Genomic DNA, 15,319 nt, shown 5'->3' on the forward strand with positions numbered 1-15,319 from the left:
GTGTGACTTCCCCGGAGGATCCTCCATTGACACACAGAGCGGCCGCAGCCGTAATAGAACTTAATTCCGGAGGTGTCTCATGAAGCTCGGTCTGAACCTCGGCTACTGGCAGCGCAACGCCGATGACGCGACAGAATCGGTCCTGGCGGCCGAGCGGCTCGGCTACGACTCGGTGTGGACCGCCGAGGCGTACGGCAGCGACGTCTTCACGCCGCTCGCCTGGTACGGCGCGCGTACGACCCGCATCAAACTGGGCACCTCGATCGCCCAGATCTCGGCCAGGCCGCCGGTCACGACGGCGATGACGGCCATGACGCTCGACCATCTCACCGGCGGCCGGTTACTGCTCGGCGTCGGCGCCTCGGGGCCGCAGGTCGTGGAGGGCTGGTACGGTCAGCCGTTCGCCAGGCCGCTGGCCAGGACCCGCGAGTACGTCGAGATCATGCGCAAGGTGTGGCGCCGCGAGGAGCCGGTCACCGGCGACGGCCCCCACTACCCGCTGCCGCTGCCCGGCGAGCTGGGCAAACCGCTCAAGCTCATCACCCATCCGCTGCGATCCGACATCCCCGTCTATCTCGGGGCGGAGGGGCCCAAGAACGTCGCGCTGGCCGCCGAGGTGGGGCAGGGCTGGCTGCCGCTGTTCGCCTTCCCCGAGAAGATCGAGGAGATGTACGGCGAGTCGCTGGCGGGCGCCCAGGAGGGCTTCGACATCGCCGCCATGGTGATGGTGATGATCTCCGACGACGTCAGGTCCGCGCTGGACGTCGTGAAGACGATGCTGACGTTGTACATCGGCGGCATGGGCGCCAAGCAGCGCAACTTCCACGCCGACATCATCGGCCGGATGGGGTACGCCGAGGCCGCCGAGCACATCCAGGCGCTCTACCTGGCGGGACGCAGGGACGAGGCGTTCCGGGCGATCCCGGACGAACTGGCCGACGGCATCTCGCTCGTCGGCCCGCCCGCCCGGATCAAGGAACGCCTGGAGCTGTGGCATCGCAGCCCGGTGACAAGCCTGCTGGTGATGGGGCCGCGGGACGAGCCGTCGCTGAAGCTCGTCCGCGACCTCGTCCTGAACTGATCGAGGTCCTGGACTGATCGAGGCTAGTCGGGGCGGGGCGCCGGGTCGGTGGTGACCGAGCGGAGGAGCGGGCGGCTCAGCGCGCCCGCTCCGACCACCCCCGCGAAGCCCGCCACCACGCAGCCCGCCAGCGTGACCACGCCCACCACGTTGACGCCGCCGATCATGAACGGCATCGCGCAGAACGCCCCCACCAGGATCGCCCCGCCGCCCATCACCGCCAGCGGGATGAGCGTCTCGGCCCGGCGGGCCCGGTCGAGCACCTTCAGCGGCGTGCCCGCCAGGCGCAGCAGCCCGTACGTCTGCCGCCGGTCCAGCACCGACGACATGGCCGTGATCCCCGAGCTGGCGATGGCCACCAGGAACGACACCGACAACACCACGATCGTGCCCACGCGGACGTCGGCCAGGATCTGGATGCCGAAGCGCTGGTCGTCGGTCTCCGTGGTGGGCGTGCGGCCGGGGACGAGCCCGGTGAGCGCGGTGCGCGCCCGGTCCACGACGGCCACGTCGGCCGAGCTGCCCAGCGCCGCGACCACGACGTTCTTCACCGGTTCGACCGAGGCCGTCACCCCGGCCTCGCGCAGCCGCACATGGGCCTGCTCCACCGTCTTCGCCACCTGCCCGGCGGGAGCGGTGAGGCGGAGCTGGGGCGGCCCGGCGGCGTCGCCGTCGAACGCCGCCGGGCTGAGCAGGCCGAGGAAGCCCGCCACGAAGCCGGTCAGCGCCACACCGCTCACTGTGCGCCAGGCCGAGCGCGGGTCGTCCACGAGCCGACGGCCGGCGAGCAGCCTGGCGGTCCCGCGCGAGGTCCGCGCCGTGATCCGGCCGATCATGCCGACCACCCACGGCCCGGCCAGGTTGACGCACAGGAAGGCCAGGGCGAGCGCCACCGCGACGATCGCGATGCTGGTGCCCCTGGTCAGCATCGGGAACGCGGCCAGCACCGCCAGCAGGGCGAGCACCCGTACGAACCGCATGGCGGGCGGCGTCTCCCGCTTGGCCACACCGAGCGGGCTCACCACGACCCGCCGCAGCCCGGCCACCGCCGACAGGCCCACCAGCAGCGGCACCGCGACCAGCACCCCCGCCAGGATCAGCGGGCCGGGGAACAGGTCACCCGCGAACCACCCCCCGCCCTGCATCTCGATCCCGGCCAGCAGCGGCACGGCCAGGGCGAAGGCGAGCGCCCCCGTGAGCGCGCCGGCCAGCGCGACCATCACCGCCTCTGTCACGGTCATGGCCACGACCTGCCCCGGCGTCGCGCCGATCAGCCGCAGCGCGGCCAGCCGCCGGTCCCGCCTGGCCACCGTGAGCCTGGCCGCCGCGCCGCCGAACACCAGCAGCGGCACCGCCATGAGCACACTGGCGACGAGCGAGAGCATCTGGTACGCCTCCGCGTCCTCGCTCGGCTTCCCGGCCAGGCTCGCGACCTTGACCGGCGGCTTGCCGACGATCCAGTCGTCGCTGCGCTTCGCGGTCATCGCCGGGGCGTCCGGCTCGTGGCCGACGACCGCGACCAGTTCGTCCGGATACACGAGCGCGTCGTCGCCGAGCACGCCCTTCGGGTCCGGGTAGCGGGCGGCCAGCTCGGCGGCGGGCAGGTCCTTGGCCAGCTCGGCCAGGGCCGGGGACAGCCACACCTCGCCCGGGGCGGGGAAGCGGGGCAGGCCGGGCGGCGGGGCCGGGGCCTTCCCGACGGCGGCCAGGTCGATGACGGTGATGGCCTGGTCGCGTACGAAGTCGAAGCGGGACGCCTCGATGGCCACCGCGCCGGACGCGGCCGGGACCGGATTGCGCCAGGCGCCGCGCTCGGCCCTGGCCTGGAAGGCGGAGTTCGCCGCCACCGCGAACAGCAGCAGCGCCGTGGCCACGGCGACGGCCCCCAGCGTGAGCCAGGCGCCCAGCATCCCCTTGCGGCCGCCGCCTTTGAGCAGCCGCCAGGTCAGGTCGATGTTCACGCCAGCGCCCCCGTCGTCAGCAGGCGGCCGTCGCGGACCTCCACCGTGCGGTCGCACCAGGCGGCCACGTTCGGGTCGTGGGTGACGACGATCAGGCAGGCGCCGTTGTGCCTGGTCGCCTCCACCAGCAGCCGCATCGTCTCCTGCCCGGTCTGCTGATCGAGCGCCCCCGTCGGCTCGTCGGCGAAGACCACGGCCGGCTTGCTCACCAGCGCCCTGGCGATGGCCACCCGCTGCGCCTGGCCGCCGGACAGCTCCCCCGGCCGCCTGCTCTCCATGGAGTGCAGGCCGAGGGGCGCGAACCACTCGCGCGCCTGCCGTACCGCCTGGGCCCTCGGCACCCCGCCCAGCATGAGCGGGAGCGCCACGTTCTCCTCGGCGGGCAGTTCGGGCAGGAGCTGGCCGAACTGGAAGACGAACCCGAAGCGGGTACGCCGCAGCGCGCTGCGCTGCCGCTCGCCCATGGCGTCGATGCGCTGCCCGAGCAGGTGCACCTCGCCCCCGTCCGGCTTCATGATCCCGGCCAGGCAGTGAAGCAGGGTCGACTTGCCGGAACCACTCGGGCCCATGATCGCCACGGCTTCGCCGGCCCGTACCGCGATGTCCACGCCGCCGAGGGCGACCGTCTGCCCGAACCGTTTGGCCAGGGCTCGTCCAACAAGCACGTCGTTCATGGCGTCAAGGCTCCCGCCGGAGAGGGGCCCCGCGGATCGGCCGTGCGTCCATATCGTCCTCGGCCGAACGGCTGATCCTTAGAGTTGGGTCGTGACTATTCGGGTTCTCATCGCCGACGACCAGCAACTGGTACGCACCGGCTTCCAGATGATTTTGGACGCGCAACCGGACATGGAGGTCGTGGCCGCGGTCGCGGACGGGGCCGAGGCCGTGTCGGAGGCCAGGCGGCTGCGGCCGGACGTGTGCCTGCTCGACATCAGGATGCCCAAGCTCGACGGGCTGGAGGTGACCCGCGTGCTGGCGGGCCCCGGCGTGGAGAACCCGCAGCGGGTGGTCATCGTCACCACGTTCGACCTGGACGAGTACGTCTACGGAGCCCTGCGCTCCGGCGCCACCGGCTTCCTGCTCAAGGACAGCGGGCCCACGCTGCTGATCGAGGCCGTCAGGGCCGCCGCGGCGGGCGACGCGCTGGTGTCGCCGTCGGTGACCGTACGGCTGCTGCAACACCTCACCCAGCCCCGCAGGACCGCGCTCCCCGCGAACGACCCGCTGACCGATCGCGAGCTGGACGTCGTACGGCTGGTGGCCAGGGGGCGGTCCAACCAGGAGGTGGCCGCGGAGCTGTTCGTGTCGCTCTCGACGGTGAAAACGCACCTCGGCAGCATCTTCGCCAAGCTCGGTGTCCGCAATCGAGTTGAAATCGCAGCTTGGGCGTGGGAATCCGGCGTGGTGAGCTGATTAACAGCGGGGCTCCCGGGATACAAGTGAATCAGAACCTCAGCGCATGGCCCGGGGGGAGAACAACGTGCGCTACACCCAGGCATCGGCCGCCAGAGCCGCCTCTGCCGTCTACATGACCCTGACCGCCCAGGTCCTCTCCCTCGCCGCCCTCGTGGCCTTCGAACTGGCCCGCGGGCGCGCCCTCGCCGTCCAGCTCGCCGCGTTCGGCGGCCGGCCCGAGGGGGCCGACGCGGAGGCCGTGGTGGGCGCGGTGACCGTGTTCGCGGTGCTGATCCTGCTGGTGGCGGGCACCACGATCGCGGTCGCGGCCGCCTACGTGACCTGGCTCGTGCGGGCCAGGCAGGCCAACGACCGCTCCGCCGCGACCGGCCCGGTGGCCGCCGCCTGGCTGCTGCCCGGCGTCAACCTGATCGCCCCGGCCGTGCTGGTCGACGAGGTATGGCGCGGCACCCGGCCGCCCGCGGGCCGCCGCGGGCGGTGGCTGACGCTGCTGGCGGGGTGGTGGGTGAGCTGGCTGGCCACGCTCGCGCTGGTCACCATCCGGCTCCCGCTGGGCTCCTCGGAAGGCGACCTGACGGGCGTGGGGATGCCCGAGCTGCTCGGCTCCCTGGTGGCGGCGCTGCTGTGCGGGGCGACGGTGCGCGAGCTGACCCGGCTCCAGCGGGCCGCCCGCTCGGCCCGCGCTCCCGAGCCCGGCACCGTCCACACCTTCTCCCCCGAACCACCCCACGTGGCCCCGGGCTCGACACCACTCGGGCGGACGAGCTGAGGGTGATCCGGAATACCCGTTCCATCACATGGGACGAACGCGAGCGCGTAAAGTTATGAGACATGCACAAAGAGTCGTCATCCCTCCCCCCGCGGCATGGGCGGGTGCGGGCCGCATCGTCTAAATTGATGGTCATGGACTGTGAGGAGCCGATCGACCTCGAGGCTGTACGGCGACGCTTTCCGTGGGTGGGGATTGCCAGCATCGATGAGCCTGACCTCTCATCCCGCTATCGCGAGATCATGGCCGAGGCCCGCCGCGACCGGATGATCGTCGAGGCCATCGACTCCGTCCGGCGCAGTGCATGAGATCACTCCTCTGCGATTCCGGCCCGCTGATCGCCACTTTCAACGATCGCGACAAAGAGTTCTCCCGGTGCAGCCGGTTGCTGGCCGAATGGCCGGGCCGGCTCGTCATTCCCGAGCCCGTACTCGGCGAGGTATGCGGGTTTCTGCGCAACAACGTACGCAACGGCCCCACGCTGGAAGTGCAGTTTCTTGAAGCCGTGAGTTCCTCTACGGGCGATGTCGAGATCGTCTCTCCTGTGCACGAGGATCGCGTCCGGGCGATCGAGTTGTCCAAGCGGCTCATGTCGGGACCGTTGGGCTATGTGGACGGCATCGTGCTGGCGATGGCCGAGCGGCTGAAGATCTCGGACATTGCGACGGTCGACTACAAGTTTCTGGGCATGGCGGGCCCAGTGAGCCGGCTCAGGCCGCTCAGCTGGGTCCTCCAGGAGGGTTGATCTAGGCCGCCGTGGGCCCTGAGCTGCCGGGGCTGGCGTGCCAGAGGCGGCGGGGTGGGTTCGTGGTGATGGCCGGACCGAGGTCGGAGTAGGGCGAGAGGCGGAAGCCGTTGGCGTACTCGATCTTGCGGCCCCCGACCCCCGCCAGTTCCTCCGATGCCCGGTCGACGACGGCGCGGACCGCGTCGAGGCCCTGGGAGCGCCGCAGCGCGTCGAGGTCGGCCAGGTTCCAGCAGTCCACCGCCCGCATCGACACCGCCCGTGTCCCCGTGCGCCGGATCACCCCCCTGGCCAGCATCAGCCACGAGCCGAACACGGTCGACGCGCACCGCCCCTGCACCGACTCGAAGAACGTCAGGTCGATCGGCCCCGTCGAGTCGTCGAGCGTGGCGAAGATGACGCGCTGACCCGAGCGCACGGCCGGCGTCTGGGTCGCCACCTTGACCCCCGCCACCAGGATCTCCGCCCCGTTGCGCTGGGCGAGAAGATCTCTGGAACGTACCACTCCGAGGGCGTCGAGCAGTTCGTCGTGGAAGCTGATGATGTGCCGGCTGACGTCGATGCCGAGGATCTCCAGCTCGGCCTCGACCATCTCCGTCTCCGTCATCTCGGGCAGCTCCCCCGGCGGCAGGTGCTCGCCGAACCCCAGCGGCAACTGCACCGCCGGAGGAGCCGCGTTCTGGGCGGACAGGTCGAGGTGCGAGCTGTAGCGCCTGGACTTGCGCGGGCCGGCCCGCACGCCGATCGACGAGGCCCGGTCGAGCGCGCCCACCTGGGCGATCAGGTCGCGGCGGGTCAGCTCGCCCGGACGCCAGCGGGGCCCGCCCGGGTGCAGGTCGTGCAGCGCGTCGAGGCCGCCGACCTGGACGATCCGCTCGATCGTGGGCCGCGAGGGCCTGGCGCGGTCCCAGAAGTCGGCCAGCGACGTGTACGGCTGCCCCGCCACCATCCGCTCGACCTCCGCCTCGCTCACCCCCTTGATCGCCGAGAACGGCACGCGCAGCGCGTACCCCTTGCCGATGTCCCCGGCCCTGAACTCCCTGCGCGGCGGCCGGGCGCCCGCCAGCGCCGCCGGGCGGACGCGCACCTGGACGCGCGGCCCGAGCCGCTCCACCCGCCAGTCCTCGCCCGACTTGTTGATGTCCAGCGGCAGGATCTTCACCCCGCACTGCCTGGCCTCGTCGATGATGACGCGCGGCGGGTACATGCCGGGCTCGTGCGTGAGCACCCCGGCGAAGAACGCCGCCGCGTGGTGCCGCTTGAGCCAGGCCGACTGGTAGGTGGGCAGCGCGAACGCCGCCGCGTGCGCCTTGCAGAACCCGAACGCCCCGAACGCGTCCAGCACCTGCCAGGCCCGGTCCACGGCCGTGTCGTCGAACCCGTTGGCCCTGGCCATGGGGATGAACGTCTTGCGCACCCGCTCGCGCCCCTCGGGCGTGCTGAGCGTGCGCCGCAACATCTCGGCGTAGGACAGGTCGCGCCCGGTCATCACCGAGATGATCTTCAGCACCTGCTCGTGGAACACCACGACGCCGTGCGTCTCCTTCAGCGCCTCCCGGAGCCTCTCGTGCGGATAGTACGGCTGCCGCCACCCGTGCCTGGCCTCCAGGTAGGGGGTGACCATGTCGGAGTTGACCGGCCCCGGCCTGAACAGCGAGATGTCCACGATCAGGTCGTGCATCCTGCGCGGCTCCAGCTTGGCCACCAGCTCCCGCTGTCCCGGCGACTCGATCTGGAAGCAGCCGAGGGTGCGGGAGGAGCAGATCATGTCGTAGGTCTCCTGGTCGTCGTGCGGCACGTACTGGACGGAGGGGTCGTCGCCCTCCTGGGTGTCCAGCTCGACCACGACGTCGTCCACACGCTTGATCTCGCTCAGCGCGTACGCCAGCGCGGACTGCATCCGCACGCCCAGCACGTCGAGCTTGAGCAGCCCGGCCTCCTCCACGTCGTCCTTGTCGAACTGCGACATCGGGAACTCCAGCAGGCTGCGCTCCACCGGCGTGCGGTCCCGCAGGCCCGCGTTGCCGACCAGCACGCCGCACGGGTGCAGCGCGATGTGCCTGGGCAGGCCGTCGAGCTTCTCCGCCAGCCGGAACACCCGGTCGAGCCCGGCCTCGCCGAGCCGGCTCTCGCGCAGTTCGGGCAGGTCGTCCAGGGATGCGGTGATCTGCCTGGCCCTGATGTGCGGGAACGCCTTCGCGATCGCGTCGATCTCGTGCGGCGGCAGGCCCATCGCCCCGGCGACGTCGCGGATGGCGCTGCGCGCCCGGTAAGTCTCCATCATGGACACGCAGGCCACGCGGGACTCGCCGTAGCGCTCGAAGATGGCCTGGTAGCAGTCGAGGCGGCGGGCGGACTCCACGTCCACGTCGATGTCGGGCAGCCCGATGCGGCCCTCCGACAGGAAGCGCTCCATGAGCAGGCCGTGCTCGATCGGGTTCACCTCGCCGATGCCGATGAGGTAGTTGACCAGGCTGCCAGCGCCCGAGCCGCGGATGGCGCAGCGGATGCCCATGCCGCGGATCATGTCGGTGATGCCGGCGACGGCTATGAAATATCCGGACAGGCGCTTGCGCTCGATGACGGCCAGCTCGTCCCGGAGACGCTCCCTGGCCTCGCCGGAGCGGTCGAGGCCGCGCCTGACCAGCCCGTCCTCGACGCGGTGGCGCAGCAGCGGCACCGGGTCGCGGCCGACCTCCGGCAGGTTCAGGGCGGGCGGGTCGTTGCGCAGCGCGAGCAGGTCGAGCGGGTCCATGGCGCACGCCTCGGCCAGCCGCCTGGTGGTGTACAGCAGCCGGGCCACCCGCTCCTGGTCCCCCGCGCACACCTTGGCCGCCACCTGCCGCATCTCCTTGGTGCTCTTGAGGTAGGCGTGGGAGGTCGTGCGGTCGAGGTGGCGCGGGTGCAGCGGGACGAGCTGGCGGGCCGCGTCGAGCACGTCGCCCACCTGGTGGTCGGCCGGGTCGAGGTAGCGGGCCGCGTTGGTCAGGATCGCGGGCACGCCCATGGACTCGGCCAGGCCGAGCATGCGCACGGCCGTGGTGGCGTCGCGGAAGCCGTACTGGTCGACCAGCTCGACCACCACGCCGGGCACCGTGTCGCGCCACAGGCCCAGCAGCGTCCTGGCGTGCTCGTCGCGCCGCTCGGCCACCGCGCGGCCCACGTCGGACCTGGGGCCGAGCAGCACCACGAGGCCGTCCTCGGCCCCGAACCCGTGCTCGCCGGGCCCGCCCGCCCACTCGGCGAGCAGTTCGCGGGTCACCTTGGGCGACCCGCGTTCGCCGATGTGGTGGGCGGCCGTGACCAGGCGGCACAGGCGGGACCAGCCCTTGGCGCGGGACAACACCGTGATCCGGTCCTCGGCGTTCGGGCCGGTACGGGGACGCGGCGCGCGGATGCCCGGCACCGGCGTGAAGGCCGAGGCGGGCACGTCGAGCGCCAGGTTCACGCCGAGCACCGGCGCGATCCCGGCCTCCGCGCACGCCTGGACGTGCTTGACCGCGCCGTAGAGCCCGTCGCGGTCGGTCAGCGCCAGAATGTCCATCCCGTGCTCCACCGCCCGGTTCACCAGCGCTCGTGGGAAGGCGGTGCCGTAACGCATGGAGTAGGCGGAGCTCACGTCGAGGTGCGGGAACGGGGGCGCCATCAGTCCCACGCCCTCAGCAGCAGCCAGCCGTTGCTGGCGGTGTCGTAACGCAGCTCGTAGGAGCCCGGCTCGCGGCCGGGGCTGGCCTCCACCCGCCAGAACTGGCGCTCACCCGGATCGCCCTCACTGGTCTTCCACCACTCGCGTGCGACCACCCAGTGGTCGAGGACGCGGCGGACGAGATAGAGCCGGTCACGCCAGACGAACTGGGTCGGCTCCCCGTCCCGGGTCCACACCTCTATCGGATCGCCATAGAGTCTGCTCAAGACGCTTCTCCCCGCGGCTCTGGTTCGTTTGCTGAGCCACCCGGGGGAAGGCGGGCGCTACGACTCGAACATATGTTCTCTCGGCCCCAAACGCAAGTCGCCCGCCTGTCTCACGAGAGGGTTGGCGCCGATCGAGTTGCGGATGCTGAAGGCCACGCTGCCTGCGCGGTAACGATCGTCGGACGACTCCACCGGCCTGCCCTCATGGGTGGTCGTCACCCGTCTCTGGCGCAGCAGCGGGCTGCCGCGGCGCACTCCCAGCAGGCCCGCGTCCCTGGTCCCCGCGGGGACCGCGTCGATGAGGTGCTCACCGTAGGCGAACACGAGGCCGATGGACTCGTACAGCGCCTCGGTGACGGACTCGCAGCCGGCGGGGAGCCTCTCGACGGCGGGGGCCACCCAGCCCGCGTACACGGTGCGTTCCAGGAGGACGGGCTCGTCCTCCAGTGAGCGCAGGCGCAGCACCTCCAGCACCTCCTCGGAGGCGAGCCTGGCGGACTCGGCGCCGCTCGCGGGGCGGCGGCGCGAGGTGATCACCTGGCCGCCGAAGCGGTAGCCGTTCGCGCGGGCCCACTGGGCGAAGCTGTGCAGTTCGGCGAAGCTCTGGCTGCGGGTCCTGCCGAGCACGATGCGCCTGGCGCCCTGACGGGAGCCGACCAGGCCCTCGGCGGCCAGCACCGCCATCGCCTGGCGTACGGTGCCGCGGGCCGCCCCGAAGCGTCCTGCCAGCTCCGCCTCGCTGGGGAGCTGGGAACCGACCGGATGGGCGCCGGCGATGATCTCGCTTCGCAGCTCATCAGCGATCCGTTCATAGCGGGCGACCATCCCCGACCCTTCCCATTCACGAAAGAGCAACATTTATGCGACTTACTAGTGCTCGCTTGTTTGTACAAGTTCCCCTACGTTCTTGCCACACCCCCTGGAAAGTGGAGGCGTCGTGTTCACACCTCGCGCCCGTGCGGCAGGCGTTGTCGCAGTCCTGACCGTAGTCACCGCGGCGTGCGGCGCCGCCCCGAGCACCCAGCAGACCACCCAAGCCTCGCAAGGCGGCGCGAACGCGGCCACCGCCACCTCCGCGGCCGACTTCGGCGGGCTCGACAAGCTCGTCGAGGCGGCCAAGAAGGAGGGGAGCCTGCACGTCATCGCCCTGCCGCCCGACTGGGCCAACTACGGCGAGATCATCGAGAAGTTCCAGGCCAAGTACGGCATCAAGATCGAGAGCGAGACCCCCGACGCGGCCAGCGCCGACGAGATCAACGCCGTCAAGACGCGCAAGGGCCAGGACCGCGCCCCCGACGTGCTCGACCTCGGCCAGTCGTTCGCGATCAGCGGGGCCAAGGAGGGACTGTTCGCGCCGTACAAGGTGCAGACGTTCGACAAGATCCCCGAGGGGCAGAAGGATGCCACCGGGCTCTGGGTCAACGACTACGGCGGCTACGTGTCCATCGGTTGCGACGCCAAGCAGATCAAGGCCTGCCCGACGAGCTTCGCCGACCTGCTCAAACCCGAGTACAAGGGGCAGGTCGCGATGAACGGCAACCCGATCAAGTCCGGCTCGGCCTTCGCCGGCGTGTACGCGGCCTCCATCGCCAGCGGCGGCTCCTTCGACGACATCCAGCCCGGCATCGAGTTCTTCAAGAAGCTCAAGACGGCGGGCAACTACAACCCGGTCGAGACCACGCCCGCGACCATCGAGAAGGGCGAGACCAAGATCAGCATCGACTGGGACTACAACAACGCCGCCTACGCGCCCCAGATGGCCGCCAAGGGCCTGGACTGGAAGGTGAACGTGCCCACCGACGGCGCGTACTTCCAGATGTACGCCCAGGCCGTCAACAAGGACGCCCCGCACCCGGCCGCCGCCCGCCTGTGGCAGGAGTACCTCTACAGCGCCGAGGGCCAGAACCTCTTCCTCAAGGGCTTCGCCCGGCCCGTCCTGCTGCCCTCGATGACCACCGACGGCACCGTGGACAAGGCGCTGGCCGACAAGCTGCCCTCGGTCGAGGGCACGCCCAAGTTCCCGACGACCGAGCAGGTCGACGCCGCCAAGGCCAAGCTGGCCGCCGGCTGGGACGCTGCGATCTCGGGATGACCCGCACCCGTTCGAGGGGCTGGCTCAGCGCGCTGCCGCTGCTGGCGTTCTTCGCGCTCGTGTTCGGCGTCCCCGCCGTCGCCCTGGTGGCGGGGGCGTTCACGGCGCAGGGGCGGCCGAGCCTGGCCAACCTGTCGCAGAGCCTGCAGGGCGGCTACCTCAACGCCATGATCGGCAGCGTCAAGCTGTCGGCCGTGGTGGCGCTGCTGGGGGCCGTCCTGGGCACCTTCCTGGCCCACGCCGTCGTCACCTCCCGCTCCACACTGCTGCGCGAGGCCGTGCTGACCGCCTCCGGCGTGCTGGCCAACTTCGGCGGGGTGCCGCTGGCGTTCTTCTGGATCGCCACGCTCGGCAACTCCGGCGTGATCAGCGGCCTGGTGGGGCTGCCCTCCGGTTCCCTGTACACCTTCTGGGGGCTGGCCGTGGTCTACCTGTACTTCTCGATCCCGCTCATGGTGCTGGTCATGGCCCCCGCGCTGGACGGGCTGCGGCCGCAGTGGCGCGAGGCGGCGGCCAACAACGGGGCCACCGCCTGGCACTACTGGCGCTTCGTCGCGCTGCCGGTGCTGACCCCGGCCATGCTGGGCGGGGTGGTGCTGCTGTTCGGCTCGTCCTTCTCCGCGTACGCCACCGCCAACGCCATGGTCGGCACCGTCGTGCCCCTCGTCACGCTGAAGATCGCCAGCGCGCTGACCGGTGACGTGCTGGTCGGCTACGAGAACATCGCGCTCGCGCTCAGCCTCGACATGGTCGTGGTGGCCGGGCTGGTGATGGCGATCTACCTGCCGCTGCAGAGGAGGACCTCCCGATGGTTGCACTGACCGGACTGGAGCGGGTCTCCGGCGCTCCCCGCCGGCCGCCACGGGCCTGGCGAGGCCTGGTGTTCCTGCTGGCCGGGGCCTACTTCCTGATCCCGCTGGGCACCTCGCTCTGGTACACGATCCACACGCCGGCCACCGGGGTGTCGTTCGCCGCCTACGGCGAACTGCTCACGGCCGACGGCTTCGTCCGCTCGCTCTCGCTCTCCCTCGGACTGGCCGCGGCCACGATCGTGCTGGTCCTGCTGCTGGCCTTGCCGGCGATGCTGGCCGTACGGCTCTTCGCGCCGCGGCTGGGGGCGGTGATGGAGGTGCTGTGCACGTTGCCGCTGGTGGTGCCGCCGATCACGTTCGTGGCGGGGATCGGCACGTCGCTGCGCACCGGGACCGAGGTGCTGGCGCCGACGCCGTTCTGGGGCACGCTGATCGCGGTGCAGGATCCGGCGTTCCCCGTGGTGCTGGTGCTGGCGTACGTGGTGCTGGTGCTGCCGTTCGTCTACCGGTCGCTGGATGCCGGGCTGCGGACGATGGACGTGCGGACCTTGGTGGAGGCGGCCCGCAATCTGGGGGCTTCGTGGCCGTACGTGCTGGTGCGGGTGATCGTGCCCAACCTGCGCTCGGCGCTGGCCAGCGCGTCGTTCCTGACGCTGGCGCTGGTGCTGGGCGAGTACACGGTGGCCAGTTTGCTGGGGTATGAGCCGTTCGCGGTGTGGATCGTGACCGTCTCGGGCTCCAAGGGGCAACTCTCGGTCGCCGTGTCGATCCTCAGCCTGCTGCTCATCTGGCTGCTGCTGCTCGCCGTGTCCACCGTGTTCAGTAGGGAGAAGAGGAAATGACGGCGTCGGTGGAGTTTCGTGCGCTGCGGCGCACGTACGGCAGGACTGTCGCGCTCGACGGCCTGGACCTGATCGTCGCGCCCGGCGAGTTCGTCGCCCTGCTGGGCCCCTCCGGCTGCGGCAAGACGACGGCGCTGCGCTGCGTGGCCGGGTTCGAGCGGCCGGACTCCGGGGCGGTGCTGGTGGACGGCAAGGACGTCACCGACGTCCCGGCCAACAAGCGGGACGCGGGCATGGTCTTCCAGTCCTACTCCCTCTTCCCCAACCTGAACGCCCGCGACAACGTCGCCTTCGGCCTGCGCGTACGCAAGGTGCCGGTGGCCACCAGGCGGACGAAGGCGGACGAACTCCTCGAACTCGTCGGCCTGCCCGCGCACGCCGACCGCTACCCGCACCAGCTCTCCGGCGGCCAGCAGCAGCGCGTCGCGCTGGCCCGCGCGCTCGCCCTGGAGCCGCGCGTCCTGCTCCTGGACGAGCCGTTGTCCGCGCTGGACGCCAAGGTACGCGTGACGCTGCGCGAGGAGATCCGCCGCCTCCAGCTCGACCTGGGCATCACCACCATCTTCGTCACCCACGACCAGGAGGAGGCCCTGTCGATCGCCGACCGGGTCGCGGTGCTGCGCGACGGGCGGCTGGAGCAGGCCGGGGCCCCCGCCGAGGTGTACGACCGCCCCGCCACGCCGTTCGTGGCCGAGTTCGTCGGCACCATGAACCACCTGGCCGGGCGTGTCTCCGGCGACCAGGTCACCGTGCTCGGCCAGCTCCTCCCGGTGGACGGCCCCGTTCCCGCGGACCCGTCCGTGGACGTGCTGATCCGCCCTGAGGCCGTCCAGGTCGTCCCATCTCCCGACGGGCCTGCCGAGGTGCTGGTCGCCTCGTTCCGTGGCTCCTCCGTGCGGCTCAGGCTCGCGGTGGAGGGCGGGGAGGTGATCGCCGACGTGCCGGGCCACGAGGCCGCGCGGCTCGGCCCCGGGGCGCGCGTCACGGTGCGCCTGGTGGAGCGGCCCGTCCTGGTGGCGGCCCGCACGGTCACGGTCCCCGCCCCTGTCGTGGCGGCCGATGCGGTCTGACCCCGCCGCCGTCCTGCTCGACATGGACGGCACCCTGGTGGACACCGAGGGGCTGTGGTGGCAGGCGGTCGCCGCCGTCGCGGGGCGGCCCCTGTCCTCGGACGACGTCCCGCACGTCCACGGCCGCACGATCGAGGACGTGGCCGCCTACCTCGGTGAGCCCCGGCTCGCCGCCAGCCTCACCGCCGCCTTCGCCGACCGGGTCTCCCGCGACCTGACGATCGTCCCCGGGGCCCCGGAACTCCTGTCCGCCCTGGCCGCCACCGTCATCCCCACGGCCCTGGTCAGCGCCTCTCCCCGGAGCATCGTGGAGCTGGTGCTGCCCCGCCTGGGGCACACGTTCGACCTGGTGATCGCGAACGAGGACACGAAACGGGGCAAGCCGTGGCCCGATCCGTACCTGGAGGCGGCCCGGCGGCTCGGTGTCGCGCCTTCGCGGTGCGTGGCCGTCGAGGACAGCCCGACGGGGATCGCGGCGGCCAGGGCGGCGGGGTGCCGCGTGCTGGTGGTGAGACCGGAGCATGGGCTGCCGTCGCTGGACGGCCTGCGCAGATCCTTTCGGGAGCGTGTCCGCCCGTGAGACCTGCGGTGGGATGCCTTGTGTAGGTAAGCTTGCCCG

Annotated in this window: 15 protein-coding genes; 10 read left to right on the forward strand and 5 right to left on the reverse strand. The window is 71.4% G+C overall.

The window, feature by feature from the left end; all coding sequences use genetic code 11:
* Positions 1-79: 79 nt before the first annotated feature.
* Positions 80-1,081 carry an LLM class F420-dependent oxidoreductase gene (locus ACFPZ3_RS18125; RefSeq protein WP_379515298.1) on the forward strand — a complete coding sequence of 334 codons (1,002 nt, stop codon included), beginning with the start codon at positions 80-82 and terminating at the stop codon, positions 1,079-1,081.
* A 23-nt stretch (positions 1,082-1,104) separates the two neighbouring features.
* Here ACFPZ3_RS18125 and ACFPZ3_RS18130 read toward each other — a convergent pair whose 3' ends face one another.
* Both ACFPZ3_RS18130 and ACFPZ3_RS18135 read right to left on the reverse strand, forming a co-directional pair.
* A complete protein-coding gene (locus ACFPZ3_RS18130; protein WP_379515299.1) occupies positions 1,105-3,042 on the reverse strand; it encodes an FtsX-like permease family protein in 1,938 nt (645 codons plus the stop codon).
* Entirely contained in the window at positions 3,039-3,716 is a 678-nt protein-coding gene (locus tag ACFPZ3_RS18135) for an ABC transporter ATP-binding protein (protein WP_379515300.1), read from the reverse strand. The genes ACFPZ3_RS18130 and ACFPZ3_RS18135 overlap by 4 nt, the downstream gene beginning before the upstream one ends.
* Positions 3,717-3,807: 91 nt before the next feature.
* On the opposite strand from ACFPZ3_RS18135, the gene ACFPZ3_RS18140 reads away from it, so the two are divergent.
* From ACFPZ3_RS18140 to ACFPZ3_RS18155, 4 genes are all read left to right on the forward strand, one after another.
* Positions 3,808-4,455: a response regulator gene (locus ACFPZ3_RS18140; RefSeq protein ID WP_379515301.1), complete on the forward strand. Its 648-nt coding sequence runs from the start codon at positions 3,808-3,810 to the stop codon at positions 4,453-4,455.
* 46 nt (positions 4,456-4,501) lie between these two features.
* Positions 4,502-5,227, forward strand: coding sequence for a DUF4328 domain-containing protein (locus tag ACFPZ3_RS18145; RefSeq protein ID WP_379515302.1), 726 nt, complete (start codon positions 4,502-4,504; stop codon positions 5,225-5,227).
* Positions 5,228-5,361: 134 nt separating this feature from the next.
* A complete protein-coding gene (locus tag ACFPZ3_RS18150) occupies positions 5,362-5,535 on the forward strand; it encodes a hypothetical protein (protein ID WP_379515303.1) in 174 nt (57 codons plus the stop codon).
* Positions 5,532-5,972, forward strand: a complete 441-nt coding sequence (locus tag ACFPZ3_RS18155) for a type II toxin-antitoxin system VapC family toxin (protein ID WP_379515304.1) — start codon at positions 5,532-5,534, stop codon at positions 5,970-5,972. The genes ACFPZ3_RS18150 and ACFPZ3_RS18155 overlap by 4 nt, the downstream gene beginning before the upstream one ends.
* Position 5,973: 1 nt before the next feature.
* On the opposite strand, the gene ACFPZ3_RS18160 is transcribed toward ACFPZ3_RS18155, so the two are convergent.
* From ACFPZ3_RS18160 to ACFPZ3_RS18170, 3 genes are read right to left on the reverse strand one after another with little or no spacing between them, the layout of a single operon-like run.
* On the reverse strand, positions 5,974-9,618 hold the full coding sequence (locus tag ACFPZ3_RS18160) for a DNA polymerase III subunit alpha (protein WP_379515305.1): 3,645 nt from the start codon (positions 9,616-9,618) through the stop codon (positions 5,974-5,976).
* Positions 9,618-9,884: a DUF6504 family protein gene (locus tag ACFPZ3_RS18165; RefSeq protein WP_379515306.1), complete on the reverse strand. Its 267-nt coding sequence runs from the start codon at positions 9,882-9,884 to the stop codon at positions 9,618-9,620. Before ACFPZ3_RS18165 ends, ACFPZ3_RS18160 begins: the two co-directional genes overlap by 1 nt.
* 57 nt (positions 9,885-9,941) lie before the next feature.
* Positions 9,942-10,709 carry a GntR family transcriptional regulator gene (locus ACFPZ3_RS18170; RefSeq protein WP_379515307.1) on the reverse strand — a complete coding sequence of 256 codons (768 nt, stop codon included), beginning with the start codon at positions 10,707-10,709 and terminating at the stop codon, positions 9,942-9,944.
* A 112-nt stretch (positions 10,710-10,821) separates the two neighbouring features.
* On the opposite strand from ACFPZ3_RS18170, the gene ACFPZ3_RS18175 reads away from it, so the two are divergent.
* Genes ACFPZ3_RS18175 through ACFPZ3_RS18195 form a run of 5 tightly spaced genes read left to right on the forward strand, consistent with a single transcriptional unit; the run spans position 10,822 to position 15,280 of the window.
* Positions 10,822-11,976, forward strand: a complete 1,155-nt coding sequence (locus ACFPZ3_RS18175) for an ABC transporter substrate-binding protein (protein ID WP_379515308.1) — start codon at positions 10,822-10,824, stop codon at positions 11,974-11,976.
* Positions 11,973-12,797: an ABC transporter permease gene (locus tag ACFPZ3_RS18180; protein ID WP_379515309.1), complete on the forward strand. Its 825-nt coding sequence runs from the start codon at positions 11,973-11,975 to the stop codon at positions 12,795-12,797. Before ACFPZ3_RS18175 ends, ACFPZ3_RS18180 begins: the two co-directional genes overlap by 4 nt.
* Positions 12,785-13,630 carry an ABC transporter permease gene (locus ACFPZ3_RS18185; protein ID WP_379515310.1) on the forward strand — a complete coding sequence of 282 codons (846 nt, stop codon included), beginning with the start codon at positions 12,785-12,787 and terminating at the stop codon, positions 13,628-13,630. Before ACFPZ3_RS18180 ends, ACFPZ3_RS18185 begins: the two co-directional genes overlap by 13 nt.
* Positions 13,627-14,700: an ABC transporter ATP-binding protein gene (locus tag ACFPZ3_RS18190; RefSeq protein WP_379515311.1), complete on the forward strand. Its 1,074-nt coding sequence runs from the start codon at positions 13,627-13,629 to the stop codon at positions 14,698-14,700. The genes ACFPZ3_RS18185 and ACFPZ3_RS18190 overlap by 4 nt, the downstream gene beginning before the upstream one ends.
* A complete protein-coding gene (locus ACFPZ3_RS18195) occupies positions 14,690-15,280 on the forward strand; it encodes an HAD family hydrolase (protein ID WP_379515312.1) in 591 nt (196 codons plus the stop codon). Before ACFPZ3_RS18190 ends, ACFPZ3_RS18195 begins: the two co-directional genes overlap by 11 nt.
* The last annotated feature ends 39 nt before the right edge of the window (positions 15,281-15,319 follow it).

It is taken from the genome of Nonomuraea insulae, from assembly GCF_042656245.1.